Annotated in this window: 20 protein-coding genes; 12 read left to right on the top strand and 8 right to left on the bottom strand. The window is 70.7% G+C overall.

Annotated features, from left to right (window positions below):
• Nucleotides 1–8 precede the first annotated feature (8 nt).
• From B7438_RS15240 to B7438_RS15215, 6 genes are read left to right on the top strand one after another with little or no spacing between them, the layout of a single operon-like run.
• The gene (locus B7438_RS15240; protein WP_218775172.1) at nt 9–440 is read left to right on the top strand and encodes a nuclear transport factor 2 family protein; all 432 of its coding nucleotides are present in this window, start codon (nt 9–11) and stop codon (nt 438–440) included.
• Nucleotides 437–1,369, top strand: a complete 933-nt coding sequence (locus B7438_RS15235; protein WP_085370530.1) for a dihydrodipicolinate synthase family protein — start codon at nt 437–439, stop codon at nt 1,367–1,369. Before B7438_RS15240 ends, B7438_RS15235 begins: the two co-directional genes overlap by 4 nt.
• Nucleotides 1,366–2,568 (top strand): FAD-binding oxidoreductase, encoded by a 1,203-nt coding sequence (locus B7438_RS15230; RefSeq protein WP_085370529.1) that lies wholly within the window; start codon nt 1,366–1,368, stop codon nt 2,566–2,568. The genes B7438_RS15235 and B7438_RS15230 overlap by 4 nt, the downstream gene beginning before the upstream one ends.
• On the top strand, nt 2,561–2,842 hold the full coding sequence (locus tag B7438_RS15225; RefSeq protein WP_085370528.1) for a (2Fe-2S)-binding protein: 282 nt from the start codon (nt 2,561–2,563) through the stop codon (nt 2,840–2,842). The genes B7438_RS15230 and B7438_RS15225 overlap by 8 nt, the downstream gene beginning before the upstream one ends.
• Nucleotide 2,843: 1 nt before the next feature.
• Nucleotides 2,844–4,298, top strand: coding sequence for an NAD(P)/FAD-dependent oxidoreductase (locus tag B7438_RS15220; RefSeq protein ID WP_085370527.1), 1,455 nt, complete (start codon nt 2,844–2,846; stop codon nt 4,296–4,298).
• Nucleotides 4,299–4,347: 49 nt separating this feature from the next.
• Nucleotides 4,348–6,135 (top strand): ABC transporter family substrate-binding protein, encoded by a 1,788-nt coding sequence (locus B7438_RS15215; RefSeq protein WP_085370526.1) that lies wholly within the window; start codon nt 4,348–4,350, stop codon nt 6,133–6,135.
• Nucleotides 6,136–6,151: 16 nt separating this feature from the next.
• Here B7438_RS15215 and B7438_RS15210 read toward each other — a convergent pair whose 3' ends face one another.
• The gene (locus B7438_RS15210) at nt 6,152–6,673 is read right to left on the bottom strand and encodes a hypothetical protein (protein ID WP_085370525.1); all 522 of its coding nucleotides are present in this window, start codon (nt 6,671–6,673) and stop codon (nt 6,152–6,154) included.
• Nucleotides 6,674–6,875: 202 nt separating this feature from the next.
• Between B7438_RS15210 and B7438_RS15205 the strand changes: the two genes are divergently transcribed.
• Nucleotides 6,876–8,225: an aminotransferase class V-fold PLP-dependent enzyme gene (locus B7438_RS15205; RefSeq protein ID WP_256922067.1), complete on the top strand. Its 1,350-nt coding sequence runs from the start codon at nt 6,876–6,878 to the stop codon at nt 8,223–8,225.
• Between the two features lie 96 nt (nt 8,226–8,321).
• Here B7438_RS15205 and B7438_RS15200 read toward each other — a convergent pair whose 3' ends face one another.
• From B7438_RS15200 to B7438_RS15195, 3 genes are all read right to left on the bottom strand, one after another.
• Nucleotides 8,322–8,579 (bottom strand): DUF6458 family protein, encoded by a 258-nt coding sequence (locus B7438_RS15200; protein ID WP_085370523.1) that lies wholly within the window; start codon nt 8,577–8,579, stop codon nt 8,322–8,324.
• 16 nt (nt 8,580–8,595) lie between these two features.
• Entirely contained in the window at nt 8,596–8,760 is a 165-nt protein-coding gene (locus B7438_RS20625) for a hypothetical protein (protein ID WP_168690344.1), read from the bottom strand.
• Nucleotides 8,761–8,869: 109 nt separating this feature from the next.
• The gene (locus B7438_RS15195; protein ID WP_143465973.1) at nt 8,870–9,370 is read right to left on the bottom strand and encodes a MarR family winged helix-turn-helix transcriptional regulator; all 501 of its coding nucleotides are present in this window, start codon (nt 9,368–9,370) and stop codon (nt 8,870–8,872) included.
• Between the two features lie 105 nt (nt 9,371–9,475).
• Between B7438_RS15195 and B7438_RS15190 the strand changes: the two genes are divergently transcribed.
• Nucleotides 9,476–10,828 (top strand): serine/threonine-protein kinase, encoded by a 1,353-nt coding sequence (locus B7438_RS15190; protein ID WP_256922063.1) that lies wholly within the window; start codon nt 9,476–9,478, stop codon nt 10,826–10,828.
• 24 nt (nt 10,829–10,852) lie between these two features.
• On the opposite strand, the gene B7438_RS15185 is transcribed toward B7438_RS15190, so the two are convergent.
• A complete protein-coding gene (locus B7438_RS15185) occupies nt 10,853–11,545 on the bottom strand; it encodes a GNAT family N-acetyltransferase (protein ID WP_085370522.1) in 693 nt (230 codons plus the stop codon).
• A 125-nt stretch (nt 11,546–11,670) separates the two neighbouring features.
• On the opposite strand from B7438_RS15185, the gene B7438_RS15180 reads away from it, so the two are divergent.
• On the top strand, nt 11,671–12,636 hold the full coding sequence (locus B7438_RS15180; protein ID WP_247597169.1) for a diacylglycerol kinase family protein: 966 nt from the start codon (nt 11,671–11,673) through the stop codon (nt 12,634–12,636).
• 67 nt (nt 12,637–12,703) lie between these two features.
• Here B7438_RS15180 and B7438_RS15175 read toward each other — a convergent pair whose 3' ends face one another.
• Both B7438_RS15175 and B7438_RS15170 read right to left on the bottom strand, forming a co-directional pair.
• Nucleotides 12,704–13,144 (bottom strand): MarR family winged helix-turn-helix transcriptional regulator, encoded by a 441-nt coding sequence (locus tag B7438_RS15175; RefSeq protein WP_085370521.1) that lies wholly within the window; start codon nt 13,142–13,144, stop codon nt 12,704–12,706.
• A 67-nt stretch (nt 13,145–13,211) separates the two neighbouring features.
• On the bottom strand, nt 13,212–14,060 hold the full coding sequence (locus B7438_RS15170; protein ID WP_085370520.1) for a helix-turn-helix transcriptional regulator: 849 nt from the start codon (nt 14,058–14,060) through the stop codon (nt 13,212–13,214).
• Between the two features lie 162 nt (nt 14,061–14,222).
• Between B7438_RS15170 and B7438_RS15165 the strand changes: the two genes are divergently transcribed.
• The gene (locus tag B7438_RS15165) at nt 14,223–15,200 is read left to right on the top strand and encodes an aldo/keto reductase (RefSeq protein WP_085370519.1); all 978 of its coding nucleotides are present in this window, start codon (nt 14,223–14,225) and stop codon (nt 15,198–15,200) included.
• On the opposite strand, the gene B7438_RS15160 is transcribed toward B7438_RS15165, so the two are convergent.
• Nucleotides 15,197–15,952, bottom strand: a complete 756-nt coding sequence (locus B7438_RS15160; protein ID WP_256922062.1) for an alpha/beta hydrolase — start codon at nt 15,950–15,952, stop codon at nt 15,197–15,199. The two genes, B7438_RS15165 and B7438_RS15160, sit on opposite strands and share 4 nt — an antisense overlap.
• 107 nt (nt 15,953–16,059) lie before the next feature.
• Between B7438_RS15160 and B7438_RS15155 the strand changes: the two genes are divergently transcribed.
• Both B7438_RS15155 and B7438_RS15150 read left to right on the top strand, forming a co-directional pair.
• A complete protein-coding gene (locus B7438_RS15155) occupies nt 16,060–16,839 on the top strand; it encodes an alpha/beta fold hydrolase (RefSeq protein ID WP_085370517.1) in 780 nt (259 codons plus the stop codon).
• On the top strand, nt 16,836–17,531 hold the full coding sequence (locus B7438_RS15150) for a triacylglycerol lipase (RefSeq protein WP_256922061.1): 696 nt from the start codon (nt 16,836–16,838) through the stop codon (nt 17,529–17,531). Before B7438_RS15155 ends, B7438_RS15150 begins: the two co-directional genes overlap by 4 nt.
• The last annotated feature ends 2 nt before the right edge of the window (nt 17,532–17,533 follow it).

The raw sequence follows: 17,533 nt of genomic DNA, 5'->3' as shown, positions 1-17,533 counted from the left end.
GCACGACAGTGCACCACGAACCCAACACCGACGCAGGCGAACTCCGCCTGTTCGTGGAAGACCTCTACGCGCACCTCGGCGACCGCGCCGCGTTCGATGCACGGCTGCATCCTGAGGTGACGGTCTGGGAGAGCGCGGACCCGCGGCTGCTCCGGGGGATCGCCGAGCTGGACGAACTCCGCGGACCGGCGATCGCCCTCGAGCAGCGCACGACGCCGCTCCCGCTCGTCGAGCCCGTCGGCATCGTCGCCGACCGGTGGGGAGACACCGGCGTGCTCCGCTACCTGCTGGAGGTGCGCGCATCCACCGGCGCGCCGGTCAGCGAGCTGGTGAGGGTCACCGACGTTGTACGCCGCGACGAATCCGGCTGGCGGATCGTGCACCACCACGCCACAGACATCGAACCGGCAGCGGTGCCGGCAGAGGAGGACCACCGATGAACAGAGACAGCGTGGAGTGGCACGGCTATATCCCGGCCATCACGACGCCGTTCACCCGCGACGGCGAGCTCGACTTCCCGGCGTTCGAGCAGCAGCTGGGCTGGCTCGCCGCCGAGAGGATGCACGGTGTCGTGCTCGCGGGGACGACGGGCGAGTGGTTCAGCCTGAGCGAGCAGGAGCGCGCCGAGCTGTTCCGGCAGGGCGCATCCATCGCCGGATCGAGCATGTGGGTGCTCGGCGGCTGCAACGCGTTCACGGCGGCGGAGGCCATCCGGCACGCCAAGGCGGCTGAGCGCGCCGGGCTCGACGGCATCCTGCTCACCCCGCCGCCGTACATCGTGCCGACCAGGCGCGAGGTCGTCGCCTTCTACCAGGAGGTCTCGGATGCGACGGACATCCCGATCTGCATCTACAACTGGCCGCGCGGCTGCATCGTCGACCTCGACACCGACCTGCTCTCCGAACTCGCGGAGATCGAGAACGTCGTCGCCATCAAGAACTCCACGGGCGACACGGCCGGGTTCCTGAGCGGTCTGTACGCGCTCGGCAACACGGTGCGGTACTTCGGCATCCCGACCAGCGAGCTCGGCGCCGACCTCGTCGGTCTGGGCCGCGGCGACGGGCTGATGGGCTCCGGCGCTCCGCTCGGCGCCGACCACCCCGACTTCTGGCGGGCGCTCGCCGCGGGGGACCGCGACCGTGCGCTGGCGCTCGGCGCCAAGGACCGCGTCGTGATGCAGCGCTGGTTCACCCAGGACTACGGGGCGCAGTTCGGCAACGCCCAGGCCATCATGAAGACCGCGCTCCGGCTGCGGGGCGTCCCGGCCGGATACGTCCGCCGCCCCCTGCTCGAACTCACCGAGGACGAGGTGCAGATCGTGCGTTCGACGCTGGAGGGTCTCGGCGTCGAAACCGTTCCGCTGTCGTGAGCACCATCGTCGACTCCGTCGTCGTCGGCGGCGGGCTGCTCGGATCGGCGCTGGCCTGGATGCTCGCCGGTGACGGCGCTGAGGTCGTGCTGATCGAGCGCGACCAGCTGAACCAGCACGCCTCCGGCCAGAACGCGGGCAGCCTGCACTTCCAGCTCGAATACCGGATGGTGGAGCACGGTCTGGAGGCGGCGCGGCAGGCGGCAGAGGCCATGCCACTGCACCTGGACGCCGCGGCCCACTGGGCGCGTCTCGCCGACGAGCTCGGCGAATCCGTCGGTGTGGTGCAGAACGGCGGCCTGATGCTCGCCGAGAACGCCGAGCAGGCCGCCGTCCTCGAACGCAAGGCCGAGCTGGAGCGGTCATGGGGCCTCGACGTGTCGCTCCTCGACCGGGATGAGGTGCACGCGATCGCGCCGTACCTCTCCGACTCCGTCGTGGCGGCGGCGTTCTGCCCGATCGAGGGCAAGGCGGACACCCGCAGGGCCGGGCCGGCGCTCGCGCGCGGTGCAGAGCGTCTCGGCGCGAGCATCCTGACCGGAACGGAGGTGACCGCGATCCGCCGCGACGGCTCCCGCTGGCGTGTCGAGACGTCGTCGGTGGATGCGGACGGGCGCGCCGTGCAGCGCACCTTCGTCGCCCAGACCGTGATGCTCGCCGGCGGCGTGTGGACGTCGCAGCTGGGGGCGATGCTCGACGTGCGCCTGTCGACCATCCCGCTGGCGCTGACCATGTCGGTGACCGCCAAGACCCCGTCGTTCATCCCGCATCTCGTACAGCACGCGGGAACCCGGCTGTCGCTCAAGCAGTCGCCGGACGGGACCGTGCTGATCGGAGGGGGCTGGCCCGCCACGCTCGCCACCGGAGCCGACGGGCTGCCGGACCTGTCTGCGCGACCGCACCTGCTGCAGGAGTCCGTCGCCGGGAATGCGCTCGCCGCGCTGCGCGTGGTGCCGCGGCTCGCTCCGCTGCCCGTGCTGCGCACCTGGGTCGGGACCACCACCGTGACCCCGGACCAGCTCCCCCTCGCGGGCGCGGTGCCGGGGCGGCCGGGCGTCTTCGTCGCAACGGGCGGCTCCGCTTTCACGCTCGGCCCGAGCTTCGCGCGCATCCTGACCGATCTGGCGCAGGGGCGCAGCACCGCGATCGAGATGGCGCCGTACCAGCCGCTGCGCTTCGGAGGGATGGCCCATGTCTGAGACCAGGAGGCTCCCGCGTGAGCGCGAGGAACCGGTGACGCTGGACGTCGACGGCGCACCGGTGGCCTGCTTCGCCGGCGAGACCGTGGCCGGCGCCCTGCTCGCGGCAGGGGTCACGGTGTTCACCACGCGCGGAGGGGAGCCGCGGCAGCCGCTGTGCAACATGGGCACCTGCTTCGACTGCTCTGTCGAGATCGACGGGCGGCCGATGACCCGCGCCTGCCTGACGCCGGTGGCGGACGGCATGAGCATCCGAACCGGACAAGGAGACTGACATGTACGACCTCGCTGTGATCGGGGCAGGACCGGCAGGCGTCGCCGCCGCGCTGGCAGCCGCCGACCAGGGGATCGGCGTCGTCGTCATCGACGAGCAGCAGCGCCCGGGCGGCCAGATCTTCCGGCGTCCTCCCGTGGAGTTCGGGGCGACGGGTGCCCCGTCCCCGGCCGGATACCGGTGGGCAGGCGGTCTGCTCGCCGCTGCGGAGACGCACCAGCGCATCCAGTGGCTGGCGGGGACGACGGCCTTCGGGGTGTTCCCCGAACGGGTGGACGGCGCTGCGGCGTTCAGCATCGCGCTGGCAGCGCCGGACGGTTCGAGGCGCATCAGAGCCCGCCGCCTGCTGATCGCGACCGGAGCGTACGACCTGCCCGTCGCCTTCCCGGGATGGACGCTGCCCGGTGTGATGATGGCGGGCGCCGTGCAGGGATTCCTGAAGAGCCAGCGGCTGCTCGTGGCGAAGCGGTTCGTGCTGGCGGGATCGCACCCACTGCTGCTCGTCGTCGCCGAGCAGCTGCGGTCAGCCGGGGCCGACATCGCCGAGGTCGCATTCGCCCGCGGGCTGCCGGGGCTCGGCGAGGCCGTCCGTGCTGTGCCCGCCGTCCCGGGACACGTCGGGCTGTTCGCGGAGACGGCGGCGTCCGTCGCCAGACTCGTCGCCGCCGGGGTGCGCATCTCCACGCGCACGATCGTGACGGCGGCAGAAGGGGATGGCGCGCTCACGGCGGCGACCCTCGCTCCGGTCGACCGGGCCTGGCGGAAGCGCGGGACACCGCGCACCGTGCAGACGGACGCGCTGGTGGTCGGCTACGGATTCCAGCCGTCGACCGAGCTCGCCAGGCAACTCGACTGCACGCTGCGCTGGGACTCTCCGAAGGGCGGCTGGGTCGTCGAACACGATGAGACGATGGCGACCTCGATTCCCGGCGTGTACGTGGCGGGCGAGCCGACCGGCGTCGCCGGGGCCGAGCAATCCCGCGCGGAAGGACGGCTCGCTGGACTCGGCATCGCCGCCGACCTGGCGTCGGCCGACGGGCGCACCGGTGCCACGGCGAGCGAGCGCGCCCTCCTGGATGCGCGTCGCGGCGTCCGCGCGGCCCGTCGCTTCTCCCGCGTGGTCGAGCGCATGTTCGAGCCGAACCGCGCGGCGCTCCTCGCCCTGGCGACTCCGGCGACCACCGTGTGCCGGTGCGAGGTCGTCAGCCGACGTACGATCGAAGACGTCCTCGACAGCAACCCCCATTTCGGCACGGCGAGTGCCGTCAAACTCGAGTGCCGCAGCGGCATGGGCCCGTGCCAAGGCCGCTACTGCGAGACCGCCGTCGCCGGCATCGTCGCGGCCAGACGCCACCGCCGGGTGGATGAGGTCGGACGGTTCGCCGCGCACGTGCCGGTCAAGCCCGTGCCTCTCAGTGCGTACGCCGCGCTCGGGGAGGACCCGATGGAACCCTGACCGAAGCGCTCCCAGACTCACGATCCGCAGCACAAACACAGGAGAAACAATGCACATCAGAAAGAGCAGGGCACGGCACGCGATCACCGCTGTCGCCGTCGCCGGCGTCGCAGCCCTTGCGCTGTCCGCCTGCACCACATCCGGCAGCACGTCGGGTTCGACCGCCGCGACGGGAGGCACCGTCACGGTCGCCGTGGTCAACGATCTGACCTCGCTGAACCCGTCGACGCCGCAGGGCAACGTGGACACCAACGGTCAGGTCGGCTACCTCAACGGCGCGTACGGCTCGGGGTTCCAGTACATCGACGACAACTACAAGATCGTCCACGACGACAAGTTCGGAACCTTCGAGAAGACCTCGGACGACCCGCTGACGGTCAAGTACACGCTGAACAAGGCGGACAAATGGTCGGACGGTGAGCCGGTCACGGCCGACGACATGATCCTCGGCTGGGCGATGCAGTCCGGATACTACGACTCGGCCACGTTCGACCAGGCCACCGGCGAGGTCACCTCCGGCACCCAGTACTTCACCCCGGCCGCCGGCACGGCGGGCATCGACCAGACGGCGTACCCCGCCGTCAGCGATGACAACAGGACGATCACCCTGACCTACGCCAAGCCGTTCGTGGACTGGGAGCTGTTCAACCCGATCGCGCTCCCCGCGCATGTGCTCGCCAAGAAGGCTGGTCTCTCGTCCCCCGCCGACCTGACCAAACTGCTGAAGGGCCTGCCCAAGGGCGACAAGGCCGCACCGACCGCCCCGGATGCGACGCTCAAGAAGGCCGCGGACTTCGCCAACACCGGCTACGACATCACCGCGTTCCCGACCGACAAGGACCTCCTGGTCGCCTCCGGCCCGTTCGTGGTATCCGGCTGGACGCCCGGGCAGTCGATCACGATGGTCAAGAACAAGTACTACGCCGGCGGCCTGAAGCCGAAGGTCGACAAGGTCGTCTTCCGCATCATCCCGGACTCGAACGCGCAGGTGACCGCGCTGCAGAACGGTGAGGTCGACATCATCAACCCGCAGGCCTCCGCGGACACGCTGACCGCCCTCAAGGCGACCAGTGCGACGGTGCTGGCGGGCGATCAGGTCTCGTACGACCACCTCGATCTCAACTTCGGGGCTCCCGTCTTCCAGGACCCGAAGGTGCGTGAGGCGTTCCTGAAGACCGTCCCGCGTCAGCAGATCCTCGACTCCATCGTCACCCCGGTGAACCCCAAGGCCGAGGTGCTGAACTCGCAGATCTGGCTTCCCAGCCAGGACGAGTACGCCGCCAGTGTGAAGCAGAACGGTTCTGACAAGTTCGACAAGGTCGACATCGACGGCGCCAAGGCGCTCCTCGCCGGTGCCACCCCGACCGTCCGGATCCTCTACAACACGAACAACCCGAACCGCGTCGACGAGTTCCAGGCCATCTCGGCCTCGGCCGCCAAGGCGGGCTTCAAGGTCGTCGACGCTGGTTCGCCCGACTGGAGCAAGCTCCTCCCCGGTGGCAACTACGACGCATCCCTGTTCGGCTGGATCAGCCCCGGGGCGGGAACCACGATGATCCCGCAGCTCTTCGCGACCGGCGGCGGGGGAAACAACAACCGCTACAACGCGATGAACGACGTGGCGGTCAAGACGCAGACCACCGTCGACAAGGACGAGCTCATCACGCTCGAGCAGCAGATCGACAAGGCCACGTTCGCCGACGGCTACGGCCTGCCGCTCTTCCAGCTGCCCGGCATCTTCGGCGTCAGCGCGCGCGTCGACGGCGTGAAGTACATGGGCAACCAGACCGGGCCGTTCTGGAACTTCTGGGAGTGGTCGGTGAAGAGCGGGAAGTAGTCGCCGCCTCCACCGATCAGGTGGCGGAGGCCGCGAGCACGGCCTCCGCCACCTCGCTGGGCGATCTGCCCGTCGTGTCGACCACGGGCCCCGGGATGCGCGCAGCATCGAGCACCGCGTCCAGCTCGCCGTGGCGGTGCAGGTGCCAGGCGAGGGCGTCGTGGTCGTCGCCGTGCCTGGCGCGCAGCCTGGCCTCGCCGACCGCCGGGCCGACGGTGAGCCGCACGACCGTGAACGGGAGGCCGCCGACCGCGTCGCGGTAGAGGGGAACGGCGTCCGGGTCCTCGATCACCCCGGCCAGCACCAGGATGCGCGCGCCGGCCGCGCGGTGGTTCGCGGCGACGGCGCGCAGGTTGGCCAGTTCCAGGGCGTTGTTGAACGGATCGCCCTCCGGCGCCGGCCAGGCGGCGCGGAGTGCATCCAGGTCGATGATCGCGTGCGGGATGCCGCGCTGGATCAGGATGCGGCTGATGGCGTCCGCTGTGGCGGTCTTGCCGACGCCGACGGTACCGTTCAGGAAGAGGGCATGGTCGTGCATTCGACCAGTCAACCGCACCGGGCGCGGCGAAGTATTGCGTGCAGTGCGCGGGATGCGCCCGATCGTTGCGCCGGACGGCGAACGAGTGCCGAAGCGTTGTGAGAGTCTGCTCTGGGCCCGAGAGGAAAACATGGATACACGCAAAGCCGACGACAGCCGGACCGGCACCCCGACCGCCACGCAGACCGGCACCCCGACCAGGATGCACGCCGTCTCGGACGAGACCAGGAGCCTCGTCGACCTCGTGCTCGAGTACTCGCGGCGGCGCATCCTGAGCACGGACACCCCGCTCGACAAGCCGCTGTCCGAGTTCGAGCTGAACCGGCTCGCCGGGCAGACGGTGGTGGAGGGCGGCATCGGCGCGGAGCGGGCGCTCGCGCTGTTCGAACACGTGCTCGCGCCGGCGTGCATCACCACGGACCACCCGCAGTATCTGTCGTTCATCCCCACCGCGCCCACCAAGGCGGCCACCGCGTTCGACCTCGTCGTCTCCGCCAGCGCCGTCTACGGCGGCTCGTGGCTGGAGGGGTCCGGCGCCGTGTTCGCCGAGAACCAGGTGCTCGCCTGGCTCGCCTCCGAGTTCGGGCTGCCCACGACCGCCGGGGGCGTGTTCGTGCAGGGCGGCACGCTCGGCAACCTGTCCGCACTCGTCGCCGCGCGCGAACACGCCAGGGCGGAGCGCGGCGCCCAGGTCGGCCACGGCCGCTGGAAGATCGTCTGCAGCGCTGAGGCGCACTCCTCCATCGCATCCGCAGCGCGGGTGATGGATGTGGAGGTCGTCCCGGTCCGCCCCGACGACTCCGGGATGCTCACCGGCGACGCCGTGCGCGAGGCGCTGGACGAGCACGGCGCGTCCGTGTTCGCGGTGGTCGCCACGGCCGGGTCGACCAACTTCGGCATCGTGGACGACCTCGCATCCATCGCGGCGCTCAAGGACGAGTACGACTTCTGGCTGCACGTCGACGGCGCGTACGGGCTGGCCGGGATGCTGTCGCCGGAGGCCAGGCACCGGTTCGCCGGGGTGGAGCACGCGGACTCCGCGATCGTCGACCCGCACAAGTGGCTGTTCGCGCCGTTCGACGCCTGCGCGCTGCTGTACCGGGATCCGGAGGCCGGACGCAGGGCGCACACGCAGCACGCCGAGTACCTCGACACGCTCACCGACACCTCGGAGTGGAGCCCGTCGGACTATGCGGCGCACCTCACCAGGCGTGCGCGGGGCCTTCCGCTGTGGTTCTCGCTCGCCACGTACGGCGCAGCGGCATACCGGGAGGCGGTGACGGCCTCCCTGCAGCTGGCGCAGCGGATCGCGCGCGAGATCGAGTCGCGCGAGGGGTTCCGTCTGGTGCGGGAGCCGCAGCTGTCCGTCGTCGTGTTCGAGCGGGAGGGCTGGACCCGCGACGACTACGCGCGCTGGTCGACGAGGCTGCTGGACGAGCAGCGGGCGTTCGTCACGCCCAGCTCGCACGACGGTCGGCCGAACACGCGGTTCGCGATCGTCAATCCGACCACGACCTTCGAGCACCTCACGTCCATCCTCGACACGATGTAGACGCAGGCACGGAGACGCAGAAAAGCCGAACCCCTCCACCCGGCGCGAGAGCTCCGGCGTGAAGGGGTTCGGACTGTGTGGTGCGTGTGGGGCGGGTCAGACGATGGGGTCGTCGCTCTCGCTGGTCCGGCGCGTGACGCGCTCGCCCGACGCAGGGTCGACAGCGCTGCGCGTGGTGGCGACAGACTGGCGACGGCGGGTGAGCAGCACGATGCCGATGATGATGCCGATCAGACCGGCGGCCATCAGGATGTACCCGACCAGGTGGAGGTCGATCCAGGCGACCTGCAGGTTCAGAGCGAACGCCAGGATGGCGCCGATGACGAACAGGACGATTCCGGTTCCGAGACTCATGGTCTTACCCGTCCTGTCAGACTCGTCGGCTTCCGGTGAGCATCCGAACAAGCCAGACGATCACCGCGATCACGAGCAGCACGATTCCGACCCAGAGCAGGAAGTTCAGGGACTGCACGAAACCGCCGGTAAGCAGAAGGATGATCGCGATGATGGCGATCACGATGAGCAGGATGTTCATGGCAGAGTTGTCCTTTCCTTGACCACACCACTGAACTACTAGTTCAGTTGCCTAGCAATCCCCTTGACATGGCGGAAAATCCTGCTTTACTCGCGCGCCCACGACGCGCTCACGACCTCGCTGCCGGGCCGGAACGCCGTGGTTTCGTCGCGATGCGGTCGACGGTCTCGCGCATCTTGGTGAGGAACCGCGTGATGGTGGCCGCTTCCTCCGGGCTCAGTTCGGCCGTGGCCGCCTCGATCTGGGTCTGCGCGGCCTCCAGCATCGGGCCGGTGTCTCCCAGCGCAGCGGCGGTCGGCACGATCTCGATGGAGCGCTTGTCCACGGTGCTCGGCCTGCGCTCGACGAAACCGCCCTTGGCGAGCCTGTCGATCAGGGCGGTGGTGGATGCGCTGGAGATGCCGAGGTATGCGCTGACATCCTTCGAGGCGGTCACCTGCCCGAGGGCGCGGCGGTCGAGGATGTACCGGAGGGCCAGGAGGTCGCTGTCCCCGATCCCCATCGCGGCGCCCGTGCGTCTGCGCATCGCCGCCTCCGCCGCCCGGTAGACCTGCAGCGCTTCCAGAACACCCGTCTCCGGCTGGTCGGGCACTTCGGTCTCGTCGCTCACACCATTCACTCAACCCAGGTTCGGCGATCTGGCAAGGGAGTGCGGCCACACTTTCGGCTGATTCACGGACAGGATGGGGTTGCATAACGCGGGTATGCTCGGGCAGTGAACGATCGTGTGCTTCTGGAACGCTACGAACTGCGCGAGGCTCTCGGCCGCGGCGGGATGGCGACGGTGTACCGCGCCCTCGACCGTCAGCTGGGCCGGTTCGTCGCTGTCAAGCTGTTCGCGTCCGGCACGGCCGTCGACGACGCCCGCCGTCGCGCGGAGGCGACGATGCTCGCGCGCCTCAGCCACCCGAACCTGGTGACGCTGCACGACGCCCACCTCGCCGGGGTGGACGACGACACCCCCAGCTTCCTCGTGATGGAACTCGTGGAGGGAACCGACCTGCGCACGCGTCTCGACGACGGCCCGCTGACCGGCGTCGAGGCCGCGGAGCTGGCCGCGGAGATCGCGGAAGGCCTCGTGGTCGTGCACGACGCGGGGATGGTGCACCGCGACCTCAAGCCGGCGAACATCCTTCTGCCCGCATCCACTGTCCCCGGCGGCCGTCTGCACGCCAAGCTCGCCGACTTCGGCATCGCCCACCTGCTCGGCGCGGAACGCCTCACCACCGACGGCACGGTGATCGGGACGGCCGCGTACCTGAGCCCGGAGCAGGTCGCCGGAGCTGAGCCGGATGCGTCCACGGACGTCTACGCGCTCGGTTTGGTGCTGCTCGAAGCGCTCACCGGCCGCCGCAGCTACCCCGGTTCGCCCGTCGAGTCGGTGAGCGCTCGCGCGGCGTACGACCCGCGCATCCCGAGCACGCTGCCGGACGACTGGCGCGGGATGCTCGCCGCGATGACGGCGCGCAGCCAGGCGCTGCGACCCACGGCGATGGAGATCGCGGTGATGGCGCGCGAGCTGGCCCCGCAACTGGCGGGATGGGATGCGTCGGGTGAGCCGGACGACGAGATGCCGACCGCGGTGATGCCGTCGTCGGGCGCGGCGGGAGTTGCGGGTGCCGCGGGCGCCGCGGGTGCTGCGGGCGCGACGGACGAGATGGAGCCCACCGTCGCGATGGCGCCGCCGGTGCCGCACGCCGGACCGGTTGGGGTGGCCGCCGCCGACGCGCCCACGGCCGTCCTCGCCCCTCCCGCGAAGCATCGGCGCGGGCTCCTGGTCGCGCTGGTCGCCGGCGCGCTCGTCGTGCTGGTCGCCGGCGCGATCGGGCTGGGCGTGCTGTTCGCGCCGTCCGGCACCAACCCGTCGAGCGTTCCGTCGACGCCATCGCCGACGACCTCCACGCCCGCGTCGCCGAGCGTGGCGCCGACCGTCGCGCCCGTCACGACCACCGATCCTGCGCCGGCTCCAGCGCCGGCCCCTGCGCCGAGCCAGAAGGAGAAAGGAAACCCGGGCAAGGGCAAAGGTAACGGCCCGGGGAAGGGCAAGGACAAAAGCCAGGAGAGGTAGCCGGCTACCGTCCGCGCGCTGCACTCAGAGCGGCTGGCACACCAGGATGTTCGCCCTCCGCCGCCGGGTGAACCCGAGCGCTTCGTACACACCGAGCGCGCGCTCGTTGGTCGCCTCGACGTGCAGGAACGGCCGCTCGCCGCGGGCGACGATCCCGCGCATCACCTCGACCATCACGGTCGCCGCGAAGCCCCTCCCACGGAACTCGGGGTCTGCGCAGACCGCGCTGACCTCGCACCAGCCGTCCGGCCGCATCCGCTGTCCGGCCATCGCCGCGAGCCGGTCGCCCACCCGGATGCCGCGGTACCCGCCGAACTCGATCGTGCGCGGGAGGAACGGCCCCGGCCTGGTCCGGTCGACCAGGTCGAGCGCATCCGGTACGTCGGCGTCGCCGAGCGTCACCAGCCGCGCGTCGTCGCCGAGCTGCCGCACCTCCGGCATCGTCTCGTGCTCGTAGACGAGCTGCCAGCAGTCGTACGCGCCGAGCGTCTCCCAGCCGTCCGGCCCCGTGGATGCGCCGAAGACGCCGAGCGCGGAGTCTCCGCCGCCGGAGAGGCCCACCAACTCGGTCAGGGCATCCAGAGGGCCGTCCGGGTCGGGGACGGCCGCGAACGGCGACATGTCCGGACGGTAGCGCTTGGCGTCCTCCGTTCCGACGGCGAACGAGCGGTGCGCCCCGGTGAGTGCGTGCCAGGCGGGGTTGTCGAGAACGTGCATCCCCCCAGCTTTCCATGCCGCGGGGCTGCGGATGTGCCGTGGCCCGGTTACGCCGGGGGCGTCCTCCCAGTAGTGTCGCGGCGTGACCCGTGCTTTCGCCGTCGCACCCGCAAGAGGAGGACTCCGTGAAGACCGCAGCCATCGTCGTGAACCCGATCAAGGTCGACCTGTCGGCGATCAAGGAGGCCGTCGCCGCCGCGGAGGCCGAGCACGGCTGGGCTGAGACGCTCTGGCTGGAGACCACGGAGGACGACCCCGGCACCGGTCAGACCAAGCAGGCGCTCGAACGCGGCGTCGATGTGGTGATCGCGGCCGGGGGCGACGGCACCGTCCGCACCGTGGCCGAGGAGCTCCGCGGCACCGGCACCCCGCTCGCTCTGCTGCCCTCCGGCACCGGCAACCTGCTCGCCCGCAACCTGAACCTCACCCTCGACGACGTGGAGAACGCGCTCCAGACGGCGTTCGGCGGCGAAGACCGGCCGATCGACGTGGGCGTGGCCGACATCCGGGATGCGGACGGCTCGGTGAGCAGGCGCGCATACCTGGTGATGGCCGGGCTCGGCATCGACGCGAAGATGCTCGCTGCCACCGACGACGACCTCAAAGCCAAGGCGGGCTGGCTGGCATACGTGAAGGCGATCGGCACCGTCCTCCGCGACAAGAACCAGCTGCGCCTCCGCTACCAGCTCGACGGCGGGCGGGTGCACTCCGTGCGCGCGCACACCGTGATGATCGGCAACTGCGGGTCGCTCCCGGCGAACATCCTGCTGCTCCCGGATGCGGCGGTCGACGACGGCGAGTTCGACATCGTGGTCCTCCGCCCGGAAGGGTTCATCGGCTGGGTGCAGATCGTCTGGAAGGTGTTCTGGGAGAACGGGGTGCTGCGTCGCACCTCCGCGGGCCGCCGCCTGATGGGCCTCTCCAGGGAGGTCAGGGCGCTCAACTACCTGAAAGGCAGCGAGTTCGTGCTGCGCCTCAGCAGCCCGGAAGACGTCGAACTCGACGGCGACCTGTTCGGCAAGGCCTCCGCGATCAAGACGTGGATCGACCCGCGGAGTTTGATCGTGAAGGTGCCGGAGGGGGCGGCGTAGGCGAGTGATGCTGGGGCGCTGAGGGGCGGCGCGCGCTGGCTAGGCGCTGCCGAGCGGCGCTTGCCGTCTAGCTGCGGTCGCCGAGGGCGGCGACGATCTGCACCAGGGCCGTACGCAACGCCTCCGGGTCGCTGACGGCCGGGAACACATCCCGTTCCAGGTCCTTCGCCCCCGCGAACGCCTCCCGCCCGGCCGCGGTGATGCTGAGCACGTGCCTGCGCCGGTCGCCGGGATACGGTGAGCGGGCGACCAGCCCTTCCCGTTCGAGCCGGTCGATGGTGCGCGACATCGTCTGCGCCTCCACCCTGGCCAGCCGCGCCAGCTCGGTCTGCGAGGTGATCCCCGCATCCAGGAAGTGCAGCACGATCAGCCCGGCATGGGTCAGCCCCCGCTGTTCGAGCGCCTGCGCCCAGCTCCGCTCGACCGACCGGGATGCGACACCGAGCAGCCTGCCGATCGGCCAGTTCTCCGGCCGCTGCTCGTCCGCCTCAGCGGGGTGGTCGTCCATCGGTTCATCCTCGTCATGCCCAGTGCGTGTGCCAATACTAAGCCTGCTGAGGAGGGTGGTCCGCCCCCTACTCCACCAGCGTCTGCGTCCCCAGCACCACCGCGAGCGCCAGGCGCTCCGCGTCTTCCGTGCCGGGTTCGGCCGTGTAGACCATGATGCGCAGGTCGTCGGTGGTGACGATGAGGGTGTCGCAGTCGAGGGTGATGCGGCCGACCAGGGGATGTTCGATCGTCTTGCGCTTCGACGGGTCTTGCCGGCGCGGGCCGAGGTCGCCGTTCTCCCACAGTTCGACGAATTGGGGGCTCGCCGCCGTGAGGGCGGCGACCAACCGTGTGACCGAGCGGTCGGCCGGGTAGCGGGAGGCGGTGAGGCGCAGGTCAGAGACCAGCCCGGCGACGAGGTCGTCGTGGTCTTCCTGCGACTGCAGGACTCGGCCTGCCGGGCCGACGATGTGGCGCCAGACCGCGTTGCGTTCGTTGCCGCGCCAGCTGCTTGTCTCGCCCATCAGCGCGTCGAACGGGGCGTTGGCCTGGATGAGCGTCATCGTGGCGTCGTAGACAGCGACCGGGGTGTTCGCCAACCGGTCGAGCATCCGCTGCACACTGGGCGGGATGCGCGTCGGCACCACGTCCAGGCCGGGGGCCGCGTGCCCGGCGAGCTGGTAGAGCAGTTCGCGTTCCGCGTCGGAGATGCGGAGGGCCCGCGCGAGCGATGCGACGATCTGCACGGACGGCGAGGTCGCCCGCCCTTGTTCCAGCCTGGTCAGGTAGTCGGCCGAGATGCCGGCGAGAGCGGCGAGCTCCTCGCGGCGCAGCCCGACGGCCCGGCGGCGGCGTCCAGGGGGCAGGCCGACCGTCTCCGGCGTGACTCGGTCCCGGATGCGGCGCACCATCCGCCCGAACTCGTTCGCTTCCACGCATCCAGTGTGCGCCACCCGGCTTCGCTTGTCCTGGCCCCCGTAGTCCCACCACTGCGAGATGCCAGTAACTGCGCCGCATCCCGAGCGTTTCGCGACAGTTGGTGGCATCTCGCTGGGCGCGAGTAGCGTTGCTCCCAGTCGGCAGCGAACGGAGCACCCATGCAGTACGTCAACCTCGGCAGCACCGGACTGAAGATCTCGGCGGTCGTGCTCGGCTGTATGAGCTACGGCGTCCCGGAGCGCGGCGCGCACCCGTGGAGCCTGCCGGAGGAGCAGAGCCGGCCGTTCATCCGGAGCGCCCTGGAGTCCGGGATCACCACGTTCGACACGGCCGACGTGTACTCGGACGGCACGAGCGAGGAGATCGTCGGCAGGGCGCTCGCCGACTTCGCGACGCGCGACGAGGTGGTCATCGCCACCAAGGTGCACGGCCGGATGGGCGAGGGGCCGAACCAGGCCGGCCTGTCGCGGGCGCACATCCTGTCGGCCATCGACGACAGCCTGCGTCGTCTCGGCACCGATCACGTCGACCTGTACCAGATCCACCGCTGGGACCCGTCCACCCCGATCGAGGAGACGATGGAGGCGCTGAACGACGTCGTGCGCTCCGGCAAGGCGCGGTACATCGGTGCGTCGTCGATGTGGGCGTGGCAGTTCGCGAAGGCGCAGCACACCGCCCAGGCCAATGGATGGGCGCGGTTCGTCTCGATGCAGGACCAGTACAACCTGCTGCAGCGCGAGGAGGAGCGGGAGATGCATCCGCTGTGCGTCGATCAGGGCGTCGGCGTCATCCCGTGGTCCCCGCTCGCCCGCGGCGTGCTGACGCGCGACTGGGGAGTCAGCACCGACCGTTCCGCCGGGGATGTGTTCGGCGCGACGCTGTATCGCGGCGAGGAGGAGTCGAACCGGCGCATCGTGGCCGCGGTCGCCGAGGTGGCGGAGGCGCGGGGCGTCTCACGGGCGCAGGTGGCGCTCGCCTGGGTGCGTCAGCAGGGCGCGGTGACGGCGCCCATCGTCGGCGCGACGAAGCAGCAGCACCTGGTGGATGCCGTCGCCTCGGTGGACCTGACCCTCACGCCGGAGGAGTGCGCGGCCCTCGAAGCCCCGTACACGCCGCGGAGGGCGGAAGGCTTCTAGCCGGCCTTCCCGAGGAACGCGGTCAGCGTCTCGGTGATCCTGTCGCGCGCCTGAGCGTTCGTTATGCCGGCGGGGTTGTCGCCCGGCTGCGGCCCGTAGTCGCCGAACTGGGCGTGGTTCATGCCGGGGATCTCGACCATCGTGGCGTCTGCGGGCAGCAGCGGTCTGGCCGCAGCGATCTTCGCGGGGGTGCTCAGGCCGTCGGCGCCCCCGCCGATCGAGAGCACGCGCAGGTCGCTGCGGCTGAGGTCGTTCGCGCAGTAGCTGCCGAACAGGATGAGCCCGTCCACGCTCGTGTCGTCGGCGAGCTGGCAGGCGCGCACCCCGCCGAGTGAGTGGCCGCCGACGTACCACGAGGACACCTCCGGTGCGTGGGAGGTGAACGTCGACAGTGGCCGCTGGTCGAAGAACGCCAGGTTCAGCGTCGGCTTGGTCACGACGACGGTCAGCCCGGTGTCCTCCACGGCGCCGGCGAGCTTGTAGAGATAGGCGTACGGGTCGACCAGCGCGCCGGGTACGAACACCAGCCCCTGACCGGATGCGTCCCCCGTCGGCGCGAGGAGCACCGAGTCTCCCTCGTCGGTGATGCTGACCGCCGGGTCGGTCCACACGTCGATCGCCCGTGCGCGGTCGCCCATCATCGGCGTGTTCGCCCAGGCGAGGAAGCCGACCACCACGAGGGCGAGCACGGCGACGACGGAGATCAGGATGCGGACGGCGGTGCGCATCCCTCGGCGGTTCGTTCGCGGCATCCTGGCTCCTCGATTCGGTCGGTCACTGCCGATTATAAGCAGGCTGACTATCTGTGTCGGCCGTGCGCGGCCATTGATCCCGGCGCGGCCAGGTGTACAACTCGAGAGTGACCAAGGATGCCCAGACCGAGGATGGCCGGACCGCCCAGCAGACAAACCGGGCGCGCGCCGTCGTCACCGTCGACACCGGTGCCCCGCCGGACGGCTCGGACGGACCCGACTACCTCCTCATCCACGGCATCGGCGTGAGCTCGCGCTACTTCGAGCGCATCATCCCGTTGCTCGCCCGCCGCGCGAGGGTCGTGGCCGTCGACCTGCCGGGGTTCGGCCGCGCTCCGAAGCCCGGTCATGCTCTGAGCGTCGAAGACTTCGCCGAGTGCGTTGCGGCGGTCGTCGACGAGTTCGGCCTGTCCGGATGCGTCGTGTTCGGCCACTCGATGGGCACGCAGGTGGCCACCAGGCTCGCCATCGACCGGCCGGAGGCGGTGGCGGCGCTCGCCCTGATGGGCCCGGTGATGGACCCGCGCGACCGGTCCCCGTTTCGCGCAGCGGCCCTCCTGGCGCTCGACTGCGCGGGGGAGCGTCCGCGCGCCAACTGGCTGGTGCTCAGCGATTACGCCCGCTGCGGCCTCCGGTGGTACCTCGCCGTGCTCCCCTCGATGCTGACCTACCGGATCGAGGACGACATCCCCCGGGTCGACTGCCCCGTGCTCGTGCTCCGCGGCGAGCGGGACCCCATCGCGCGTGCGGGGTGGGTGTCCGTCCTGGCGGCGTCGGCCCGGCGCGGGGGAGCGAAGACCATCGACGGCGCCCGCCACCTCGCCATGCACACGCGACCGGAGGCGACGGACGGGCTGCTCGCCCTCCTGGCCGGTTCCGTCCGGTGACCGCGCGGCCCCTCCGGCGGGCGGGCGTCTCCCTCCGCAAGGCCGGGGTGTGGATGCTCGACTACCTGTACGCGGCACGGCACCAGCTGCGCACCGCCGTGAGCCGCGACGACCCGGAGGTGCTCGCCGCTGGGCGGCCCGGCGCATCCACGGTCGTGCTGCTGCCCGGCATCCTGGAGACCTGGCGGTTCATGCTCCCGCTCGCCAGGCGCCTGCACGACCGCGGCAACGCCGTGCACGTCATCGCTGCTCTCGGCCGGAACCGCCTGAGCATCGCGGACGGCGCCGAGCTGGTCGCCGCGCACCTGGACGAGCACGACCTGCGCGACGTGACGATCGTGGCGCACAGCAAAGGCGGCCTGATCGCCAAGCAGCTGATGTCGTCGCTGCCGGCCGGCGGGCGCGTTCGGCTGGCCGTGACCGTCTGCACGCCGTTCGCCGGATCGGTGTACGCACGCTACCTGCCGACGCGCAGCCTCCGTTCGCTCGCGCCGACCGACGCGTCGCTGCTCCGCCTCGGGCGGGAGAGCGCGGCGAACGAGCGCATCGTGTCGGTCTACGGGTGGTTCGACCCGCACATCCCGGGCGGAAGCGCGCTGGAGGGCGCAAGGAACATCGAGCTGCCGGTGGGTGGCCACTTCCGGATCCTGGCGAGCAGGGAGCTGCTGGAGGTGGTGGACGGGTGCGTGTAGAT

This window comes from Leifsonia sp. NCR5, from assembly GCF_002105485.1.
Classification (GTDB): domain Bacteria; phylum Actinomycetota; class Actinomycetes; order Actinomycetales; family Microbacteriaceae; genus Leifsonia.
The sequence above is the reverse complement of the archived record's forward strand: the minus strand, read 5'-3'. Positions and strand labels throughout refer to the sequence as shown.

Bases quoted from the DNA above. Each gene is read 5' to 3' on its own strand.
- B7438_RS15215 (WP_085370526.1), top strand. From the start codon at position 4,348: ATGCACATCAGAAAGAGCAGGGCACGGCACGCGATCACCGCTGTCGCC.
- B7438_RS15205 (WP_256922067.1), top strand. From the start codon at position 6,876: ATGCACGCCGTCTCGGACGAGACCAGGAGCCTCGTCGACCTCGTGCTC.
- B7438_RS15220 (WP_085370527.1), top strand. From the start codon at position 2,844: ATGTACGACCTCGCTGTGATCGGGGCAGGACCGGCAGGCGTCGCCGCC.
- B7438_RS15225 (WP_085370528.1), top strand. From the start codon at position 2,561: ATGTCTGAGACCAGGAGGCTCCCGCGTGAGCGCGAGGAACCGGTGACG.
- B7438_RS20625 (WP_168690344.1), bottom strand. From the start codon at position 8,760: ATGAACATCCTGCTCATCGTGATCGCCATCATCGCGATCATCCTTCTG.
- B7438_RS15160 (WP_256922062.1), bottom strand. From the start codon at position 15,952: ATGCCGCGAACGAACCGCCGAGGGATGCGCACCGCCGTCCGCATCCTG.
- B7438_RS15210 (WP_085370525.1), bottom strand. From the start codon at position 6,673: ATGCACGACCATGCCCTCTTCCTGAACGGTACCGTCGGCGTCGGCAAG.
- B7438_RS15235 (WP_085370530.1), top strand. From the start codon at position 437: ATGAACAGAGACAGCGTGGAGTGGCACGGCTATATCCCGGCCATCACG.
- B7438_RS15165 (WP_085370519.1), top strand. From the start codon at position 14,223: ATGCAGTACGTCAACCTCGGCAGCACCGGACTGAAGATCTCGGCGGTC.
- B7438_RS15175 (WP_085370521.1), bottom strand. From the start codon at position 13,144: ATGGACGACCACCCCGCTGAGGCGGACGAGCAGCGGCCGGAGAACTGG.
- B7438_RS15185 (WP_085370522.1), bottom strand. From the start codon at position 11,545: ATGCACGTTCTCGACAACCCCGCCTGGCACGCACTCACCGGGGCGCAC.
- B7438_RS15200 (WP_085370523.1), bottom strand. From the start codon at position 8,579: ATGAGTCTCGGAACCGGAATCGTCCTGTTCGTCATCGGCGCCATCCTG.